This window comes from Bacillus sp. V3B (assembly GCF_024494465.1).
GTDB lineage: Bacteria > Bacillota > Bacilli > Bacillales > Cytobacillaceae > Bacillus_BD.
On sequence record NZ_JAETXM010000014.1, the window covers coordinates 51,910 to 71,375 of the forward strand.

A 19,466-nucleotide genomic window follows, 5' to 3' on the forward strand; every position below is an offset into this window, starting at 1 on the left:
ATCTGAATACAAGAAATCTAGGAGGTATGAATCATTCATGTATAATCATATTTTATTAGCGACAGATGGATCTAATAATTCATTACGAGCAGCAGATCAGGCAATCAAATTAGCGTCAACATCAAATGATGCATTAATTGAAATTATCTATGTGGTTGATTTTGAAACGTCTAAAAGGGATACATTACAAAACATGAATTCTGTAACAATTGAGCAAGAGAGAAAAAAGCGTATCCAATTAACAGAGGGAAAACTCAAGGCTGCTGGAGTCAAGAGCAAGTCTACTATTCTACATGGTGAACCCGGCCCAACGATTGTTTCATATGCCAATAATCAGCCATTTGATGTTGTGGTAATTGGAAGCAGGGGGTTAAATTCCCTTCAAGAAATGGTGTTAGGAAGTGTGAGCCATAAAGTAGCTAAACGTGTGCAGTGCCCAGTCATGATTGTTAAGTAAACATAAGTGGAAAAGCGGTTAAATATTTCGTAAAATACTTATTTAAAGTTTCATATAATGAAAAAAAAGTTTTACATAAACAAGGTTACTATTTATAATATACATTATAAATAGTAATAGGTTAATAACAATATTTCGTAGTAATTGAGTTTTGTTTTAAACAGATTCATTTATATTAGTTGTCGTTCATAATAGGTTTTAAATAAAAACGTAAATGTAACCGCTTTCTTAAAGCGTTGACTTGATCTGCGATTTAGTTCATAAAGTTACGTAAATAGACTAAAGGAGGGATAGCGTGTATAAAGTTACACTAAAAGCAAGAGGTCAACAGTTTGAGTATCCTTGTGGACCCACTGAAACGCCATTAGCAGCAGCAGTTAAGCAATTTATTCCAATTCCAGCAGGATGTACACGAGGCGGATGTGTAAGGTGAAGGTGCTTGGTGGAGAATATGATCAAGAATTAGTTCGTTCACATGACGATTTATCTGATGAAGATTTAGAGAATGGTTTTGCGCTAGCATGTTGTATGACAGCTAAAAGTGATCTTGAAATTATCACAGTTGAAGATTATGAAAAACAATTAAAAGAATCTAGTTTGGAAGAGGTGAAATAATGATGAGTTCTGATATGATTTATCAAAAATATGCGTTAACACAATCATTAGCTTTGAAAGTACTAGGTGCAATTACAAGTAAAGCGGAAGAACTAGGAATTAAAATAAACGCTGCTGTTGTAGATGAAGGAGCTAATTTAAAAGCATTCATTCGAATGGATGAAGCGGCATTGCTTAGTATTGAAATTGCTCAAAATAAGGCGTACACAGCTGCGGCTTTTGGAACACCTACTCATGAATGGTATCCAATGATTAAAGATGAACCAGCTTTATTAACTGGAATTGTTCATACAAATAAACTAGTTGTTTTTGGTGGTGGAATTCCGCTTAAACACAATAATATCATTGTTGGAGGAATTGGTGTCTCTGGTGGCTCTGCTGAAGAAGACGTTCAATGTGCCGAAGCAGGACTTGAAGTCTTCGAACAGTATTCTAAAGTATTGAGCAAAAACTGATACGAAATTCTATATGATATTCACTAAAGTAGTTAATAGATGAAGAAAATAATAGATTTAATAAGGAAGAAGAAATATATTGCTAGTCAACTTTCTATGCTTGTAGATTTTGGCCAGAGACAATAATTGCTTCTTCCTTTTCCTATGTTGTAATTCTAAAAAAAGATTTTGTTTGCTTTATAAATTTTAACTTCATTCAGCAGAAGTCCTCCACTTCTGTAAGTGGGGGATGAATGCAAAAAGCTCTCTGATTCAGTGGGGGTTCAAACCCCGATTGAATGAAGTTAAGCCTCCGGCGGATGCCTCGGATTTTTTAAAGGTCATTGATCGAGCGAGCTCGATAAAAATCCGGGCGCAAATTCGGCGGGGCGAATTTGATAAATGATCTTTATTTTTGACCGTAGATAGTACGAATATTGATCAGATTCAGTCTGCAATTAAAATGATTCAATCTAAGTGGGGCCGGATTGATACATTAGTCAATAATGGCGAATTATATACGAGATAATGGAGGGATTAAATAGGATTTTCAGCTGCTATTCTATGATAAGAAAAATGGATAGGGGGAATGAGTCAACCAAAATCAATTTAATTTTTTGGTTGAGCTTACAAAATCAGCAGTCCAGTTTAGTTTAAAAACTATTCAGTGGACTGCTGATTTTTATTGTAGTGATAAATCGTTATTCCTCTTGATAAATTTCATGATTTGAAATACTATAATAGCAGTAGAGTTATTTTAATATAACAAAGTTTTATATCTCTATGGATAACTTTTATTTACGAACCATCTAATACTATAGTCATTTGTGTTAGATGATCGTGGAAGGTTCGAAAGTACATAGTAACTAGATTTTATCTGTATTTAAATAGCTTCGTCAGTAATTTTATGAAAATAACGGTTGAGGTGTTTATATGATTAATTCTGTTAACAATGCTATAAGAATTATCGACTGCTTTACAGCGGAAAACCCTGAAGTAGGAGTTTCAGAAATTGCCTCGTTATTAAACATGAATAAAAGTACAGTTCATCATCTGATCTGATGAGGACATTAAATTACGATTACCCATCATGACCAATTTATCATTGAACTAAAAAAGATTGCCAAACAAGGTTATTCAATTGATCATGAAGAATTTGAAGTGGGTTTATATTGCGTGGCGGTCCCCTTGAAAGATTTTTTAGGGAATATTGTAGCGGCTATAAGTATATAGGGTCCCGAACATCGGATTCATAGTCAGAAAGAAAACTACCTTTCCCAAATTTTATTAACAGCGAAAAAGATATCAACTTAGTTTGATTTATGATTTGAAGTATAGATGCAAAACAAATATTAAAAAGGCTATGGGAATCTAAAATATAAATTTTTTGACGAAAATTTGAAAAAAATGAAGGAATTTATCGAATATATGTCGAATAATTAATTCTATAGATACAAATATTAGTTATATGAGTAAATAAGTAATGAAAAAATGACTTATTTTAATTCGCGGCTTCGTTAATGATTTTGTTGGAACCGATCATGTATGTTTAATGTGCTAATCTTAAAAGTCCAGCACGATCCCTTTTAATCAAAAGGTTAACAAGGCCGAATTAATTATATGGATTTATTAAATCTAAAGCAAAATGAGAGGGGATTTTAAAATGGTAGAAAAGGGTAAATACGTTGACGTACAAGGGATTAATACGCATTATCATGAAGATGGACAAGGAGAACCAGTGCTTCTCATTCATGGATCAGGACCAGGGGTTTCAGCATGGGCTAACTGGCGTTTAGTTTTTCCTATACTTTCTAAGCAATACCACCTTTATGCACCAGATGTTGTTGGATTTGGTTACACAGATAGACCAGAAGATATTCAATATTCTATAGATGTTTGGGCAGAACATATGATTAATTTTATCGATACGGTTATTAAGAAAAAAGTATCCATTATCGGTAACTCTTTTGGTGGAGCGATTGCTTTACATATGGCGAAACGTCGTCCAGATCTTATCAATAAATTAATTATGATGGGTAGTATGGGAACAGATCATTATATTGCAGATGGATTGGATAAGGTTTGGGGTTATACACCAAGCTTTGAAAATATGAAAAATCTCATTAAACTTTTTGCTTATGATCAAAGTATGGCCGAAAATGGTGACTTAGTGGAGATGCGTTATCAATCCAGTATGCAAGAAGGCTTCCAAGAGTCATTTTCCGCTATGTTCCCAGAGCCAAGACAAAGACATGTTAGTGCAATGGCTTTAACCATCGATCAACTGCAAAATATTCAGTTTCCAGCGTTAGTGATTCATGGTAGAGATGATCAAGTTATTCCATTAGAAGAGACAAGCTTTAAGTTAGCTCGAGCACTTCCAAATGCTCAACTTGTTGTATTCCCTGAATGTGGTCACTGGGTACAAATTGAAAAAACAGAAGAGTTTGCTGCACAAGTGGTTGAATTTTTGAAATGATAAAGTGATTGATAAAAGTTAAAAAGTGTTTAAGTAAGAAAAAAGGAACAGCCTCATTGCATAAAATGCAATGAGGCTGTTCCTTTTTTCGTTTAAGATGTCTTTTCGTGATGTTCATTTATGTGGATCAATGAACTTTTTTTAATCCAATAGTTAAAGTGGTCTAATGGGAAAACCCCTCTGCACTCCGAATTATCCATTTGTATGACCACGCTAGCGTCAGTTACTTCTAGAATTCTTAATGTTTCCGAATGACTAAAGTTTGGAATAAAACTACTTTTCATTTCAAATTCCATATTTTTGTATAGATCCACTTAAAACAATCCTCCTAATGATCATGTACTTGATCTTTAATCAAGATTTAGTATAACCATAATTTTCTGTTATAACCATATACTAGGTTAAAATAATGGATTAGATTAGTCAAATATATATATATGTAAACCTCGTATATTATATAGTTTACAATAGATAGGGTTTTCAATTATCTTTATTTGAAATAGGCGAGAATACCCCTTCCCCAAGGAATATGAAGGGCATAGCCCAATGAGTAGGGAGGGGATGAATCGCCTTCGGACAAGGGATGGCTTTTTGTCATCTCAATTGTCCGACTATTCGAGAACATTTTGCTTAACTTGAAAAAATAATCATCCGAGCTCCACTTAAATCGAAAAAGAATCAGGTTCAATCTTATATGACAAAGCATACAAACGGAAATATCGCTGTGGTCGATCGCTATATCAAGCTTCCTAAATTAGGGAACGTTCGTTTTGCTAAAAGTCGTGAAGTAGAAGGGAGTGTTTTGAACGCTCCGATTAGACGCAGTCCTTCGGGTAAATATTTTGTTTCCCTCTCAACAGAAGTTCAAGTATCAGCATTACCGAAAACAAAATCAGCTATTGGGATCGATGTGGGGATTAAAAACTTTGCGATTCTTTCAGATGGAATGATCTATTCAAATCCGAAGTTTTTCCGAACGTTAGAAGAAAAGTTAGCGAAAGCATAGCGGGTCATGAGTAGACGAACCATAGGCGATGCGAACTGGTACAAAGCCAAAATCAAAGTGGCGCGAACCCATGAAAAAATGACAAACGCACGAAAAGATTACTGAAACAAGATTGCAACCGAGATCGTCAAAAACCACGACATCATCGGAATGGGAGATTTGTCGGTATCGAATATGATTAAAAATCACCATCTTGCCAAAGCCGTTAGCGAAGTATCCTGGTCACAATTCAAAACCATGATAGAATATAAAGCAAAGTGGTATGGAAAGTAAATAGTGACCGTTGCCAAGAATTTTACTTCTAGTCAACGATGTTCTTGTTGTGGCTATAAAAACAAAGACGTTAAACATCTTGGGCAATGGTGAAATCAAAAAATATTGATTATGTATTTTACAATGATGCATAGGCAATCTAATGATCTATTATTATAATAGGTAGTAGAATATATTCCAATAGGCATGTCCTAGGCTCTCTCCCCATAAGAATAGAATGGGGGTGAGGTTTTTTTGGCGTTGTTTGTTTTTATCCTATTAATTGGGGTATTTATTTTAGGGATGACGTTGTTAAGGTCAGGGTTATTTGCCTTATCTGGCGATTCATTGAAAATGTGGCTAACGAAACTAACTGATGCTCCTTGGAAAGGGCTACTAGCCGGAATTCTCATTACATGTATTCTGCAAAGTAGTTCAGCTGTTATGATTATTACAATCGGGTTGATTTCGGCAAGAATGCTTTCATTTACTCAGTCCATTGGAATCATTTTAGGAACGAATATCGGAACGACAATTACAACTGAACTCATTACGTTTGATATCCAAGCCTATATGATCCCTATTATGATTTTGGCGATCATTTTTTTATTTGCGGGGAAAAAGAAGATACAGAGCATGGGATTGATTCTTCTCGGTATTTCTCTTGTGTTCACAGCGATGGGAGGATTTGAACACTTAGCTACTCCATTAAAAGAAATTGGTTTCATGGATCAATTATTATCCTCTTTGAATGATAGTTATCTGTTGAGCGTATTGACTGGAGCGGTCATAACAGGGATTATTCAATCAAGCACAGCTACAACAGGAATCATTATGGGGTTTTTAACAAGTGGGGCAATGAGTGTAGACACGGGTGTAGCGATCATGCTTGGTTCCAATATTGGGACTTGTGTAGATGCTTTTTTGGCCTCGTTAGGTGGTGGGCGTGAGGCAAGGCTGACTGCTTACGCCCATATTTGGTTAAATGTTCTTGGAGTAGCCGCATTCTATCCGTTTATTGGGAGGCTTTCTGAAGTGGGCATGCAACTTGCTTCATCACCAGATGTTCAGCTTGCCCATGTCAGTGTTCTATTTAATGTTCTTTGTTCTCTGCTTGTACTACCGTTTGCTAATTCATTTGGGAAAATGGTTTTGAAAATTCATGATAAAAAAGGGACATAAATTTCGTTGGAAAGATAAAAAAAGCACAGGTGACGACTAGAATTAGACGTTATCTGTGCTTTTTTATTTTAAGCTATGTTAATGATGATTGTTGATATATGACCTTTCGTGTATGTGGATATATGTTTTATTCAGCATGAATAACGTAATGGACGTGTACACCAAAGGCTTATAGAGCAAAAACACGATTGTTTAACAGAGCCCAATTTTAAAATACCATTGACAAATTTCACTAAACTGTTATATATTATTTATAAATTTAATAAACTGTTATATAACAATAAATGAGGGATGAAAAATGGAAATGTATCGTAAAGCATATGAGTATTATAAAAAAGTTTGTGAAAACTATGAGATGGATTCAGTGAATTTTCATCATTTTATTAAGCATCTAACAGAGGAACAGTTGAATGAATATAGTAAGAATGCCGGTTAATCGATCATGATGATAACAGAAACAAAATCAGCAGTAACAACATAGCCCTATCAGTAATTGAAATACTGGTGGGGTTTTCGCTTTTTAATAACTATTTCTCATTTTTTGATCTATGTGAGTTGTTAACGTTATAATAAACTTAAATACGCATCTTTTAGGAACTATAGATGAAACAATGGGTGAACCGTCTAAACCATTTAAACCGTTATTAATAGGGGTGAAGAACGTGATTTTAGTGAGTGCGTGTTTAGCAGGGTTTGATGTGAAGTATGATGGATCGCATAATCTCAATCTGAAAATAAATAAATGGTTTGAAGAGAAAAAAGCCATGCCTGTTTGTCCAGAAGTGCTGGGAGGACTATCCATTCCGAGAGAACCCGCTGAAATAGTAGGTGGAGATGGAGAGGATGTTTTGAATGGTCAAGCAAAAGTGATGACGAATACGGGAAAAGATGTAACAGAACAGTTTATAAAAGGTGCACGAGAAACGTTGAAGATAGCGAAAGAAAACGAAGCAACGATAGTTGTTTTAAAAGAACGAAGCCCATCCTGTGGAAGTACGATGATTTATAATGGTGAATTTAAAGGAAACAAAGTAAGGGGAGACGGAGTAACTGCCGCTTTACTAAAAAGAAATGGCATTCAAGTCGTATCGGAAGAAAACTTTCTTGATTTATTAGAAGAAATAGAATGAATGGTGAAGTCAATTTTGATTTTTTTTAGTAAACCTTTAAAATAAACAGTATAAAGACTCTGATTGATGCATCCATAACGAATAAAATTGGAAGTGTTTAGGTATTTAATTTTATAAAGAAAAATAGAGGAGAAAATTGAGATGGTTTTACATTTAGAAAATGTGTCATTGAAAAAGGATGGCTCATGGATTTTACAAAACGTGAATTGGCATGTAAAAAAGGGAGAGAATTGGGTTTTATTTAGATTAAATGGTTCTGGGAAGACATCTATTCTAAATATGTTAAATGCCTATTATTTTCCAACTAGTGGTAAAGCGAAAGTGTTGGGGAAGGAATTTGGTAAAACGCATCTTGGAGAAACCCTTCGATCAAAAATAGGGTTTGTTTCATCATTCTTGCAAGAAAAACTACATTCAAACGATAATGCATTTGAAATTGTGTTAAGTGGGGCATTTTCTTCCATTGGTCTTTACAAAAAAATAACAGATGAGATGAGAGAAAAAGCGATCGATCTGTTAAAGGATTTTGGCTGTTTTGAGTATGCAAATCGAAACTATGGAACATTATCAGAAGGAGAAAAGCAACGGGTTTTAATTGCTCGTGCATTGATGGCAAACCCTTCTTTGCTTGTTTTTGATGAACCAACAAATGGATTGGATTTCATTGCTCGTGAAAAACTTCTGGAATCGATTGAAAAAATCACTTTAAAACCAGATGCACCAACAATGATTTATGTGACACATCATGTAGAAGAAATTCTGCCAGTTTTTAATCAGACATTATTATTAAAAACTGGCCAAGTTTTTGCATCTGGTAATACGAGTGATATGATTTCCAGTCAACAACTGTCTCAATTTTTTGATCTGCCTGTTAGTGTTATTAAACGGAATCATCGTCTTTTTCTTTCTAAATAGAGATCCATAGAGTTTTAAATAGCAATGAAATACCGTATTCCTATTGGTAAAAGAATTGTGTGCTATCCGTTATTTTGATAAAGTTGCACCCAGGGAGTAACATCTCTTTATGATATTTAACCTGAAGGTGATGTAATAATGGAAGTAAACGAGAACGCTGAGAGTCTTCCAAGTCGAATTCAAACCCATATTGATACACACCGTCATCTACTTCTTTACACCATACATTTCTTCCTTGAAACGACAGGTTCTGGTCAAATAGTTTTGTCGTTATACCCAATATAAACCCTTTATCAAGAAGGAATCTAATGTTGGATTCATAGCATAGTCCACCAGCTTCAATGTCTTCGATCAAAATAGAACTACTCCCAATTTGAATAGGTTTTTTATTTAATAATTGCACTGTCAAGGAACCTAATAAAGGATACTTAAAAAGAATTCTAAAGTATTGTCTTCGGTTCATATTAGGTTGATTGGCCAAAGTAGTTGGTTTTGAAGGCAAGCACTCTCCATTATACTGTATTTTATTAGTTCTATAAACCTAAAATATAGACAAAAATTGTAACTTAATAGATTTAGTAGGCTTATTTTAAATTGATAGTAAGTAAGTAGACTTTTTTCAAGTGAATAATAAATCAAGACGGCGTTTATACTCACTCACCTTATTTTGCTTTTTTATCAAAAGGCTATTAGAGTTTGCTGGTGATGTTTGGTATGATGAAAAAAACAGGGTAGAAAGAAGGCGATTCAATGGAGCGAAAGCAAGAAAGAGAAAACGTCATCCTTGTTGGTTGTCAGACAACAGAGGAAGATTTGCCTTTTCAATATTCAATGGAAGAATTAGCATCGCTAACGAAAACAGCGAATGGGGAAGTATTGACTTCATTAATTCAAAAAAGAGAGCGTATTCATCCAGCGACTTATATCGGAAGAGGAAAAGTAGAAGAACTTAAAGCTCTCGTCGAAGAGATGGAAGCAAAATTAGTTATTTTCAATGACGAATTATCACCAAGTCAGGTGCGAAACATCGCACGAGATATTGATGTAAGAATCATTGATCGAACGCAATTAATCCTTGATATTTTTGCCCAAAGAGCAAGGTCAAAGGAAGGGAAACTACAGGTTGAACTAGCTCAACTTCAATATTTACTTCCTCGTCTTGGTGGACAAGGGACGCAACTTTCGAGATTAGGTGCAGGGATCGGAACAAGAGGACCTGGGGAAACAAAGCTCGAAGCAGATCGCCGTCATATCCGTAGCCGAATACATGATATTAAATCACAATTGACAAGCATTGTACAACACCGTGAACGGTATCGGGAAAGAAGGAAGAAAAATCGTGCTTTCCAAGTGGCTATTGTCGGATATACAAACGCTGGGAAATCAACCTTGTTCAATCGCTTAACAGAGGCCGCTTCATTTGAAGAAAATCAATTATTTGCGACACTTGATCCGATGACAAGAAAACTCATTCTGCCTAGTGGATATACCGTTTTGATGACAGATACCGTTGGTTTTATTCAAGACTTGCCAACGAGCCTGATTGCGGCATTCCGTTCAACCCTGGAGGAAGCAAAGGAAGCTGACCTTTTGCTGCATGTTATCGATGCGTCCAATCCGGATTATTTTCAACATGAACAAACGGTTACTCAATTATTAGAAGAGTTAGAAACAGAACAAATTCCCCAAATAACTGTGTATAATAAAAAGGATGTCCAACATGCAGATTTTGTTCCATCAACGAAAAATGAATCGATCCAAATCAGTGCCTTAACAAAAGAGGACCGTGAGTTATTGAAACATACGCTTGAAGCAAAAATAATTGCGATGATGGATTTTTACCATGTGGAAGTACCTTCAACAGAAGGAAAATTATTATCACAATTGAAAAATGAAACGATTCTTAGAGAATTGGCGTTTGATGAGGAAAAGCAATTGTATGTTTGTAAGGGCTATTCGTTTGTGGATCATCCGATTTTTGGACAGTTACAACAATATAAAGTAAAAGGATAGGAGAAAGACATGTTTCGATCATTAACTTATGGGGAAGTTTTACAACCACTTGTTGCAGAAGTGGAGCAGCAAATTAAAACAATACATGAAGGAATAGAAGAGAGGATTGATCATAATCAATTTCGTGTTTTAAACAGTTTTCAACATCATCAAGTGAGTGATTCTCATTTTATTCCATCTACAGGATATGGCTACGATGATTATGGAAGAGATACATTGGAAAAGATTTATGCAGAAGTATTTGGTGGGGACGCAGGACTTGTTAGACCTCAAATCATTTCTGGAACGCATGCCATTTCGATTGCCTTATTTGGTGTGCTAAGGCCAGGGGATGAACTTTTATACATAACAGGAAAACCTTATGATACACTTGAGGAGATTGTTGGTTTGCGAGGAAATGGATCCGGTTCATTAAAGGAGTTCGGAATCTCTTATCAAAGTGTCGACTTATTAGAAACGGGTGCTGTTGATTACAAGGCTGTAGCAAAGGCCATGAAACCAAATACGAAAATGATTGGCATTCAGCGTTCAAAAGGGTATGCAACTAGACCTTCTTTTATGGTTTCGGAAATTGAAGAAATGATTCGCTTTGTGAAAGAAATCAATTCTGAAGTGGTTGTGTTTGTGGACAATTGCTATGGAGAATTTGTAGAAGACCGAGAGCCATGTCATGTTGGAGCGGATTTGATGGCAGGTTCTCTTATTAAAAATCCAGGTGGTGGATTAGTGAAGACCGGTGGTTATATTGTCGGTAAGCAAAAGTGGGTCGAAGCTTGTTCTTATCGACTAACATCACCAGGAATCGGTGCGGAAGCGGGTGCTTCCCTATATAGTTTGCAAGAAATGTATCAAGGTTTTTTCCTTGCTCCACATGTTGTGGGTCAGGCATTAAAGGGGGCAGTGTTTACGGCCGCTATGCTCGAACGGCTTGGGATGAATTCAAATCCAAAATGGGATAGTAATAAGCGAACCGATTTAATTCAGTCTGTCCAATTTGATGATCGGGATAAAATGGTTGCTTTTTGCCAAGCGATTCAATTTGCCTCACCCATTAATTCGCATGTGACACCATACCCCGCTTATATGCCTGGATATGAAGATGATGTGATTATGGCAGCTGGGACGTTTATTCAAGGTGCTAGCATCGAATTAACAGCAGATGGACCAACAAGACCTCCTTATGTAGCCTATGTGCAGGGCGGATTAACCTACTCACATGTCAAAATAGCAATCTGTGTTGCCTTGAATGCATTACTTGAAAAAGAATTGCTTTCATTTTAGTACGATTATTGAAGGATTTTCTTACTAACATATAATAAGGTTAGTATGTATAAATTGAGAGAATGGAGAAGAAACCAAATGACAGGAAGCCAAATTCGGCGTTCAATGCCTCTTTTTTCAATCGGGACGGTGATGAAATTAACTGATCTTACTGCTCGACAAATTCGTTACTATGAAGAGCATAATCTGATTACACCAGCAAGAACAGATGGAAATCGCCGACTTTTTTCATTAAATGACATTGATACGTTGTTAGAAATTAAAGATTTGATTGATCAAGGTGTTAACATGGCGGGAATAAAACAACTTTTTACCATCAAAGTTGAACAGTCACTTGAACATGAGTTACAAAAAAAGGCTACTAAGGAAAAAAAGGAGTTATCTAACGAAGAGATACGAAAGCTTTTAAGGAAAGAGTTAACGAATGCTGGTCGATTCAACTCCCCTGGATTACGTCAGGGAGGTATGCAAAGGTTTTTTCACTAGAGTAATTGATTCGTACGGTTGAATCAGAATCAGTCCAGTGATACATCTAAAAGGATATAGAGAACAGATTAACAACAAACGACAATCAATTTTCTATGTATTGTTGTTTGTACCATTATATATGTAGAGTTTGGAGGAAATACAAATGGCAAAGCAAACAAAAGAAGATATCAGGCGAATATGCGAGGAACAAAACGTGAAATATATCCGCCTTCAATTTACGGATATTTTAGGTGTCATCAAAAACGTTGAGATTCCAATTAGCCAACTTGAAAAGGCGCTTGATAATAAAATGATGTTTGACGGTTCTTCGATTGAAGGATTCGTACGTATCGAAGAGTCAGATATGAATTTATACCCTGATTTAGATACTTTTGTTGTATTCCCTTGGACAGCTGAAAAAGGAAAGGTTGCTCGTTTTATCTGTGATATTTATACTCCAGATGGAACTCCCTTTTCTGGTGACCCACGTAATAACCTAAAACGTGTGTTGAAAGAAATGGAAGGCTTAGGGTTTACGGATTTCAATTTAGGGCCTGAGCCAGAGTTTTTCTTATTTAAACTTGATGAAAAAGGGGAACCAACTTTAGAGTTGAATGATAGCGGTGGTTACTTCGATTTAGCCCCAACAGATCTTGGTGAAAACTGCCGCCGTGATATTGTACTTGAGCTTGAAGAGATGGGATTTGATATTGAAGCGTCACACCATGAGAATGCTCCAGGACAACATGAAATTGATTTCAAATATGCGGATGCTATTTCTGCGTGTGATGATATCCAAACGTTTAAATTAGTTGTCAAAACGATTGCTCGTAAACACGGATTACACGCAACCTTTATGCCAAAGCCAGTGTTTGGTTTAGCTGGATCTGGTATGCATTGTAATTTGTCTTTATTCACTAATGGTAAAAATGCATTCTATGATGAAAGTTCCTCTTTAGAATTAAGTGATGTAGCTCGCCAATTTATAGCAGGTATTATAAAACATGCATCGGCTTTTACAGCGATCACAAATCCAACAGTGAATTCTTATAAACGGTTAGTACCTGGGTATGAAGCACCTTGTTATGTGGCATGGTCAACAAGTAATCGTTCACCTTTAGTTCGAATCCCAGCTTCTCGTGGTTTAAGTACACGTGTAGAAGTACGTAGTGTTGATCCTTCAGCAAATCCATACTTAGCATTGGCTGTTCTGTTAAAAGCGGGTCTTGATGGAATCCAAAATAAAATGACTCCTCCAGTACCGCTTGATCGTAATATTTATGCAATGAATAGAGAAGAACGTCTTGCAGAAGGAATTACTGATTTACCGGCATCATTAGCCATAGCGCTTGAAGAATTAAAATCAGATGAAGTGGTCATTTCTGCTCTTGGAGATCATATAATTGAACACTTCCTTGAAGCAAAAGAAATTGAATGGGATATGTTCCGTACACAAGTTCACCCTTGGGAACGTGAACAATATATGAATATGTATTAATCAAAGCAAAGAAAAGAAAGCTAAGCCTTAACACTTCGGTGTTGAGGTTTTTTAATGGATAAATATTTTGTGTCATAAAATATAACATTTTGTTGACAGTTTATCTTACATGACATATAATAAACTCAAGAAGTCAAAGTAAAGGAAATGGAGAAGAAGCCAAATGACAGGAAGTCAAATTCGTCGCTCAATGCCACTCTTTCAAATTGGGGTAGTGATGCAACTAACTGAACTAACTGCTCGACAAATCCGTTACTATGAAGAACATAATTTGATTTCTCCAGCAAGAACGGATGGAAAACGCCGACTCTTTTCCTTGAATGATATTGATACCTTGTTAGAAATTAAAGATTTGATTGACCAAGGCGTTAACATGGCAGGAATAAAACAACTCTTCGCCATCAAAGTTGAAAAGTCACTTGAACAGGAACTACAAAAACAAGTTGTCAAGGAAAAACAGGAGCTTACAAATGATGAAATTAGAAAGCTTCTAAGGAAAGAGTTAACAAATGCTGGACGATTCAATCGGCCAACAATGCGTCAAGGAGATATGCATCGCTTTTTTCACTAAAATGATTGATTAATAGAGCTGAATCTGTAAATGCTAAGAAAAATAGTTGATTTATTTAGGCCTTATTTCTTAACAAGTGTTTTGTACTATTTTTTCAATAAATACAAGCATATTTGGAAGGAATTAATAGAGCTGAATCTGTAAATGCTAAGAAAAATAGTTGATTCATTTAGGTGCTATTTCTTAGAAAAGTGTTTTATACTATTTTTTTTAATAAATAAATACAAGCATATTTTGGGAGGAATTAAAATTGGCAAAGTATACTAAAGAAGATATTCAACGCATGTGTCAAGAACAAAACGTAAAATATATCCGTTTGCAATTTACGGATATTTTAGGTGTAATCAAGAATGTAGAAATTCCGGTTAGCCAGCTTGAAAAGGCGCTTGATAATAAAATGATGTTTGACGGATCTTCGATTGAAGGATTTGTACGTATCGAAGAATCAGATATGAATTTATACCCTGATTTAGACACTTTTGTTGTATTCCCTTGGACAGCTGAAAAAGGAAAAGTTGCACGTTTTATCTGTGATATTTATACTCCAGATGGAACTCCATTTGCTGGAGACCCACGTAATAACTTAAAACGTGTATTGAAAGAAATGGAAGACTTAGGATTCACAGATTTCAACTTAGGACCTGAGCCAGAATTCTTCTTGTTCAAACTTGATGAAAAAGGTGAGCCAACTCTAGAATTAAATGATAGTGGCGGCTACTTCGATTTAGCACCAACTGATTTAGGTGAAAATTGTCGTCGTGATATCGTTCTTGAACTTGAAGAAATGGGCTTTGAAATTGAAGCATCACACCATGAAGTTGCACCTGGGCAACATGAGATTGATTTCAAATATGCAGATGCTATTACAGCATGTGATTATATCCAAACGTTTAAATTGGTTGTAAAAACGATTGCTCGTAAACATGGTTTACATGCAACCTTTATGCCAAAACCATTGTTTGGTGTAAACGGATCTGGTATGCATTGTAACTTATCACTATTCAAGAACGGAGAAAATGCGTTCTTTGATCCAAAAGCTGACTTGCAATTAAGTGAAACAGCTCGTCAATTTATTGCTGGTATTGTGAAACATGCAGAAGCTTTCACTGCAATTACAAATCCAACAGTAAATTCTTATAAGCGTTTAGTACCTGGTTATGAAGCACCTTGTTATGTAGCTTGGTCAACAAGTAATCGTTCACCATTAATTCGTATTCCAGCTTCACGTGGTTTAAGCACACGTGTAGAAGTACGTAGTGTAGACCCTGCAGCGAATCCATATTTAGCACTAGCTGTTCTATTAAAAGCAGGTCTTGATGGAGTGAAAAACAAATTAACTCCTCCAGCACCAGTTGACCGTAACATCTATGTTATGGATAAAGAAGAGCGTGTAGCTGAAGGTGTATCTGATCTACCAGCAACATTAGCTGCAGCTATTGGACATTTAAAATCAGATGAAGTCATGGTTTCTGCTCTTGGAGAGCATATCTTCGAACACTTCCTTGAAGCAAAAGAAATTGAATGGGATATGTTCCGTACACAAGTTCACCCATGGGAACGCGAACAATATATGACAGTGTATTAATAATACGAAGCCTCAACACTATTGGTGTTGGGGTTTTTTTATGGGTAATTTTATTTCTAAGGTTTAGATTGTGTTAACTTCATTCAGCAGAAGTCCTCCACTTCTGTAAGTGGGGGATGAATGCAAAAAGCTCTCTGATTCAGTGGGGGTTCAAACCGCGACTGAATGAAGTTAAGCCTCCGGCGGATGCCTCGGATTTTTTAAAGGTCATTTATCGAGCGAGCTCGATAAAAATCCGGGCGCAAATTCGGCGGGGCGAATTTGATTGATTATTGTAGATAAGTGGTCTTTGGTGTATGAGAATATATGTTTGATTCAATATGAATCACTTAATGAGCGTGTATCCCAAAGGCTATTGGAGCATGAATACGATGGTTTAACACAGTCAAAGTTTAAAAAGGGAAAGGTATTTAAGATATTCGTTTGGTCTAGGTATTTTTTCTTTTTTTACTATTTAATGATTTTGTTAATATTTTACTCGTAGATGAACAAACTATTTTTGAATATGTCCAAAATAGAGAAAAAAATATTCTAGTATGACAAATGTCACACCGTACGCATGACGTGTATGACTACAAAACGTTATTTTTCTTCCTTATAATAAAAACATTAATTATAACTGGAAGCGAAAATAAATAATGAAACGATAAAATATTAGGAGGAACAAACAAAGTATGACGAAACAGTTACAGAAAGAACTAAAAAAAACAATGGCTCCTTACGAGAAAGCCAATTTAAAGAATAGTGTTTGGCAAATAGTGAATACAGTCTTCCCTTTTTTTCTACTTTGGTATTTAGCTTACGAAAGCCTATCTATTTCTTACTTATTAACACTAGGTTTAAACGTATTGGCTGCAGGTTTTATCGTTCGGACATTTATTATTTTTCATGACTGTTGTCATAATTCCTTTTTTAAAAACAAGCGTGCGAACGAAGTGGTTGGTACGATCACGGGGATTTTAACACTATTTCCTTTTCAACAATGGCGTCACAGTCATAATGTTCATCATGCAACAAGCAGTAATTTAAATAAACGAGGAACTGGTGATATTTGGGTTATGACAGTCGAAGAATATGCTAATGCTCCTTTTGGGCAACGGTTAGCGTATCGGTTATATCGTAATCCAATCGTTATGTTTGGTATTGGACCTATTTACTTATTTCTAGTCACTAACCGTTTCAATCGGAAAGATGCTCGTGTGAAAGAGCGTATGAATACGTATTTAATTAATCTTTCGGTTGTCTTACTATATGGAATGATGTGTTGGATTGTTGGTTGGCAGGCTTTTTTATTGATTCAAGGTCCGATTTTATTTATTGCAGGTTCTCTCGGCATTTGGCTATTCTATGTACAACATCACTTTGAAGATAGTTATTTTGCAAAAGACGAAGACTGGGACTTTGTGAAAGCAGCTGTAGAAGGAAGTTCGTTTTATAAACTTCCAAAGTTACTTCAATGGTTGACTGGAAATATTGGTTACCATCATGTTCATCATTTAAGCCCAAGAGTCCCTAATTATCATCTTGAAGAGGCTCATAATAATAATGTTCCATTAAAATCAGTTCCAACCGTCACGATTCGCTCAAGCTTACGTGCAGTTCAATATCGTCTATGGGATGAAGAAAATAAAAAGTTTGTTTGTTTTCAGACGGTGAAAAAAAGTTTAGCAAGGCAAAAACTTACACAAAAGGTGCTTGATTAAGAGGGAGTTATAAAGACTTCCCTCTTTAATTTTGCTATGATTATCTTATGTTCTTGAAAAATCATCAAAAAGAGGTTTATAAATGAAAAAAAGACTTCAATTATTCCAAAGTAGTACCGGGGTTTCACCATATATATGGGCGCTCTTTTCTGTTTTACCCTTTTATTTTATTTTTCAATGGTCAACGATACTTGAAATCGTTGCAGGCATCTTCTTGTCCATTTTCTTCTTTATTTCATATCGCTTTGCTTTTATATCAAAAGGATGGCTAAGGTATTTATGGACTTGTTTACTAATTATCATTTCGATCACGATGACCACTTTTTTGGGCTACGTTTACTTTGCTTTTTTTCTCGCTTATTTAATCGGTAATTTTGGGAATTGGGCGGCCTTTATTACTTTTTATATTATTCATTTAGTTAGTACAACAGCTGCCATTAGTGTTAATTTTATTATTCGAGATGAACTAATATTAAACCAATTACCCTTTATCATTCTTATTTTAATCAGTGTTATTCTTCTTCCTTTTAGTATTTACAACCGAAAAAAACGTGAACAACTTGAAGCTGAACTGGCGTTTGCGAATAAAAGAATTTCTGATTTAATTGTTCAAGAGGAACGACAGAGAATTGCTCGTGATCTTCATGATACATTAGGTCAAAAGCTCTCACTTATTGGTTTAAAAAGTGATCTTGCAAGAAAAATTATTGACAAAGACCCAGAACAAGCTCGTACTGAGTTAAAAGATATTCAACAAACAGCAAGAACAGCGTTAAACGAAGTAAGAAAAATGGTATCCAACATGCGAGGTATTCGGTTAAAAGAAGAAATCATTCGGGTTAAACAAATACTAGAAGCAGCTGGAATAAGATACGACAGTGAAAAGGATTTATCCTTATCGAATGTTTCATTGTTCGTTGAAAATATTTTAAGCATGTGTTTAAAAGAAGCTATCACGAATGTAGTAAAGCACAGTAAGGCTACAACTTGTCGTGTTTCAATTAAACAAAATGATAAGGAAGTTGTCATTAAGGTCTCGGACGACGGAATAGGTATCATATCTGAAGATGTTTTTGAAAAAGGGAATGGATTATTGGGGATGAAAGAAAGATTAGAGTTTGTGAATGGAAACCTTGAAGTGATGTCTGGAAACGGGACGACGATCGCCATCAAAGTACCAAATGTCGTTAAACAGTCAGAATAGGGGGAGCTAGGATGATTCGTATTGTGATTGCGGAAGACCAGCAAATGATGCTGGGGGCCTTAGGATCATTGCTTAATTTAGAGGAGGATATGGAGGTAGTTGGGAAAGCAAGTAATGGAGAGCAGGTGATCTCTCTTGTACAGCAACATCAACCAGATATTTGTATTATGGATATTGAAATGCCCTTGAAAAGTGGTCTTGAAGCTGCAGAAGAGTTAAAAGGGCAAGGGTGCAAGGTCATTATATTAACCACGTTTGCCCGGACGGGTTATTTCCAACGTGCTCTGAAAGCAGGCGTAAGCGGATATTTACTAAAAGATAGTCCAAGTGAGGAATTGGCAAATACCATACGCAGTGTCATAGATGGAAAACGAGTTTATGCACCAGAACTGATGGATGGTTTTTATAGTGAAGAAAATCCACTAACCGAACGCGAGAAGGAAGTATTAGAACTTGTATCCTATGGGAAAAACACGAAGGAAATTGCAGAAGAGCTACGAATCAAATCTGGAACAGTAAGAAACTATATTTCTACCATTTTGGATAAGTTAGAAGTAAAAAATCGGATTGAAGCCATTTCAAGATCGAAAGAAAAAGGCTGGTTTAAGTGATGAAAAGCTTCAAAATAAATTTTCTAGGCGTAAGATTCTATTTTATTAAGGTAGAACTCTTA

The 19,466-nt window shown here is 35.7% G+C and carries 20 protein-coding genes and 2 pseudogenes; 20 read left to right on the forward strand and 2 right to left on the reverse strand.

The window, feature by feature from the left end; all coding sequences use genetic code 11:
- Positions 1–37 precede the first annotated feature (37 nt).
- The 6 genes and pseudogenes from JMM81_RS15295 to JMM81_RS15315 all read left to right on the forward strand — a co-directional run bounded on the left by JMM81_RS15295 (position 38) and on the right by JMM81_RS15315 (position 3,985).
- Complete coding sequence (locus tag JMM81_RS15295) at positions 38–457, forward strand: universal stress protein (RefSeq protein WP_256242429.1); 420 nt, start codon at positions 38–40, stop codon at positions 455–457.
- A gap of 295 nt (positions 458–752) precedes the next feature.
- Positions 753–1,072: pseudogene (locus JMM81_RS15300) on the forward strand (2Fe-2S iron-sulfur cluster-binding protein).
- On the forward strand, positions 1,072–1,527 hold the full coding sequence (locus tag JMM81_RS15305) for a GlcG/HbpS family heme-binding protein (RefSeq protein ID WP_256242430.1): 456 nt from the start codon (positions 1,072–1,074) through the stop codon (positions 1,525–1,527). Before JMM81_RS15300 ends, JMM81_RS15305 begins: the two are co-directional and overlap by 1 nt.
- A 912-nt stretch (positions 1,528–2,439) precedes the next feature.
- Positions 2,440–2,568: a helix-turn-helix domain-containing protein gene (locus tag JMM81_RS15310; protein WP_256242431.1), complete on the forward strand. Its 129-nt coding sequence runs from the start codon at positions 2,440–2,442 to the stop codon at positions 2,566–2,568.
- Between the two features lie 18 nt (positions 2,569–2,586).
- A complete protein-coding gene (locus tag JMM81_RS23130) occupies positions 2,587–2,739 on the forward strand; it encodes an IclR family transcriptional regulator domain-containing protein (protein WP_375162398.1) in 153 nt (50 codons plus the stop codon).
- Between the two features lie 430 nt (positions 2,740–3,169).
- Entirely contained in the window at positions 3,170–3,985 is an 816-nt protein-coding gene (locus JMM81_RS15315; protein ID WP_256242432.1) for an alpha/beta fold hydrolase, read from the forward strand.
- Positions 3,986–4,077: 92 nt separating this feature from the next.
- Here JMM81_RS15315 and JMM81_RS15320 read toward each other — a convergent pair whose 3' ends face one another.
- Complete coding sequence (locus JMM81_RS15320) at positions 4,078–4,299, reverse strand: hypothetical protein (protein WP_256242434.1); 222 nt, start codon at positions 4,297–4,299, stop codon at positions 4,078–4,080.
- A 350-nt stretch (positions 4,300–4,649) separates the two neighbouring features.
- Here JMM81_RS15320 and JMM81_RS15325 point away from each other — a divergent pair.
- From JMM81_RS15325 to JMM81_RS15345, 5 genes and pseudogenes are all read left to right on the forward strand, one after another.
- Positions 4,650–5,345 (forward strand): annotated as a pseudogene (locus JMM81_RS15325) (RNA-guided endonuclease TnpB family protein); the annotation flags it as partial.
- Between the two features lie 153 nt (positions 5,346–5,498).
- The gene (locus tag JMM81_RS15330; protein WP_256242435.1) at positions 5,499–6,425 is read left to right on the forward strand and encodes a Na/Pi symporter; all 927 of its coding nucleotides are present in this window, start codon (positions 5,499–5,501) and stop codon (positions 6,423–6,425) included.
- Between the two features lie 298 nt (positions 6,426–6,723).
- A complete protein-coding gene (locus tag JMM81_RS15335) occupies positions 6,724–6,861 on the forward strand; it encodes a hypothetical protein (RefSeq protein WP_256242436.1) in 138 nt (45 codons plus the stop codon).
- 226 nt (positions 6,862–7,087) lie between these two features.
- A complete protein-coding gene (locus JMM81_RS15340) occupies positions 7,088–7,555 on the forward strand; it encodes a 2-thiouracil desulfurase family protein (RefSeq protein ID WP_256242437.1) in 468 nt (155 codons plus the stop codon).
- Between the two features lie 141 nt (positions 7,556–7,696).
- Positions 7,697–8,470: an ABC transporter ATP-binding protein gene (locus tag JMM81_RS15345; protein WP_256242438.1), complete on the forward strand. Its 774-nt coding sequence runs from the start codon at positions 7,697–7,699 to the stop codon at positions 8,468–8,470.
- Positions 8,471–8,510: 40 nt separating this feature from the next.
- Here JMM81_RS15345 and JMM81_RS15350 read toward each other — a convergent pair whose 3' ends face one another.
- Positions 8,511–8,933 carry a PilZ domain-containing protein gene (locus tag JMM81_RS15350; RefSeq protein WP_256242470.1) on the reverse strand — a complete coding sequence of 141 codons (423 nt, stop codon included), beginning with the start codon at positions 8,931–8,933 and terminating at the stop codon, positions 8,511–8,513.
- A 287-nt stretch (positions 8,934–9,220) separates the two neighbouring features.
- Between JMM81_RS15350 and hflX the strand changes: the two genes are divergently transcribed.
- From hflX to JMM81_RS15395, 9 genes are all read left to right on the forward strand, one after another.
- Positions 9,221–10,483, forward strand: coding sequence for a GTPase HflX (hflX, locus tag JMM81_RS15355; RefSeq protein ID WP_256242439.1), 1,263 nt, complete (start codon positions 9,221–9,223; stop codon positions 10,481–10,483).
- Between the two features lie 9 nt (positions 10,484–10,492).
- Positions 10,493–11,764 carry a methionine gamma-lyase family protein gene (locus JMM81_RS15360; protein ID WP_256242440.1) on the forward strand — a complete coding sequence of 424 codons (1,272 nt, stop codon included), beginning with the start codon at positions 10,493–10,495 and terminating at the stop codon, positions 11,762–11,764.
- Between the two features lie 78 nt (positions 11,765–11,842).
- The gene (locus JMM81_RS15365; RefSeq protein WP_256242441.1) at positions 11,843–12,250 is read left to right on the forward strand and encodes a MerR family transcriptional regulator; all 408 of its coding nucleotides are present in this window, start codon (positions 11,843–11,845) and stop codon (positions 12,248–12,250) included.
- A 145-nt stretch (positions 12,251–12,395) separates the two neighbouring features.
- Positions 12,396–13,730, forward strand: coding sequence for a type I glutamate--ammonia ligase (gene glnA / locus JMM81_RS15370; RefSeq protein WP_256242442.1), 1,335 nt, complete (start codon positions 12,396–12,398; stop codon positions 13,728–13,730).
- Between the two features lie 163 nt (positions 13,731–13,893).
- Complete coding sequence (locus JMM81_RS15375; RefSeq protein ID WP_256242443.1) at positions 13,894–14,301, forward strand: MerR family transcriptional regulator; 408 nt, start codon at positions 13,894–13,896, stop codon at positions 14,299–14,301.
- A gap of 250 nt (positions 14,302–14,551) precedes the next feature.
- Positions 14,552–15,886 carry a type I glutamate--ammonia ligase gene (gene glnA, locus JMM81_RS15380; protein WP_256242444.1) on the forward strand — a complete coding sequence of 445 codons (1,335 nt, stop codon included), beginning with the start codon at positions 14,552–14,554 and terminating at the stop codon, positions 15,884–15,886.
- Positions 15,887–16,560: 674 nt separating this feature from the next.
- A complete protein-coding gene (gene desA, locus JMM81_RS15385; protein WP_256242445.1) occupies positions 16,561–17,589 on the forward strand; it encodes a Delta(5) desaturase DesA in 1,029 nt (342 codons plus the stop codon).
- Between the two features lie 82 nt (positions 17,590–17,671).
- A complete protein-coding gene (locus JMM81_RS15390) occupies positions 17,672–18,793 on the forward strand; it encodes a sensor histidine kinase (protein WP_256242446.1) in 1,122 nt (373 codons plus the stop codon).
- Positions 18,794–18,804: 11 nt separating this feature from the next.
- The gene (locus tag JMM81_RS15395; protein WP_256242447.1) at positions 18,805–19,404 is read left to right on the forward strand and encodes a response regulator transcription factor; all 600 of its coding nucleotides are present in this window, start codon (positions 18,805–18,807) and stop codon (positions 19,402–19,404) included.
- The last annotated feature ends 62 nt before the right edge of the window (positions 19,405–19,466 follow it).

Coding starts and splice junctions, on each gene's coding strand:
- JMM81_RS15350 (WP_256242470.1), bottom strand. CDS start 8,933: ATGAACCGAAGACAATACTTTAGAATTCTTTTTAAGTATCCTTTATTA.
- JMM81_RS15375 (WP_256242443.1), top strand. CDS start 13,894: ATGACAGGAAGTCAAATTCGTCGCTCAATGCCACTCTTTCAAATTGGG.
- JMM81_RS15390 (WP_256242446.1), top strand. CDS start 17,672: ATGAAAAAAAGACTTCAATTATTCCAAAGTAGTACCGGGGTTTCACCA.
- JMM81_RS15315 (WP_256242432.1), top strand. CDS start 3,170: ATGGTAGAAAAGGGTAAATACGTTGACGTACAAGGGATTAATACGCAT.
- JMM81_RS15335 (WP_256242436.1), top strand. CDS start 6,724: ATGGAAATGTATCGTAAAGCATATGAGTATTATAAAAAAGTTTGTGAA.
- JMM81_RS15395 (WP_256242447.1), top strand. CDS start 18,805: ATGATTCGTATTGTGATTGCGGAAGACCAGCAAATGATGCTGGGGGCC.
- JMM81_RS15345 (WP_256242438.1), top strand. CDS start 7,697: ATGGTTTTACATTTAGAAAATGTGTCATTGAAAAAGGATGGCTCATGG.
- desA (WP_256242445.1), top strand. CDS start 16,561: ATGACGAAACAGTTACAGAAAGAACTAAAAAAAACAATGGCTCCTTAC.
- JMM81_RS15365 (WP_256242441.1), top strand. CDS start 11,843: ATGACAGGAAGCCAAATTCGGCGTTCAATGCCTCTTTTTTCAATCGGG.
- JMM81_RS15305 (WP_256242430.1), top strand. CDS start 1,072: ATGATGAGTTCTGATATGATTTATCAAAAATATGCGTTAACACAATCA.
- hflX (WP_256242439.1), top strand. CDS start 9,221: ATGGAGCGAAAGCAAGAAAGAGAAAACGTCATCCTTGTTGGTTGTCAG.
- JMM81_RS15310 (WP_256242431.1), top strand. CDS start 2,440: ATGATTAATTCTGTTAACAATGCTATAAGAATTATCGACTGCTTTACA.
- glnA (WP_256242442.1), top strand. CDS start 12,396: ATGGCAAAGCAAACAAAAGAAGATATCAGGCGAATATGCGAGGAACAA.
- JMM81_RS15360 (WP_256242440.1), top strand. CDS start 10,493: ATGTTTCGATCATTAACTTATGGGGAAGTTTTACAACCACTTGTTGCA.
- JMM81_RS15295 (WP_256242429.1), top strand. CDS start 38: ATGTATAATCATATTTTATTAGCGACAGATGGATCTAATAATTCATTA.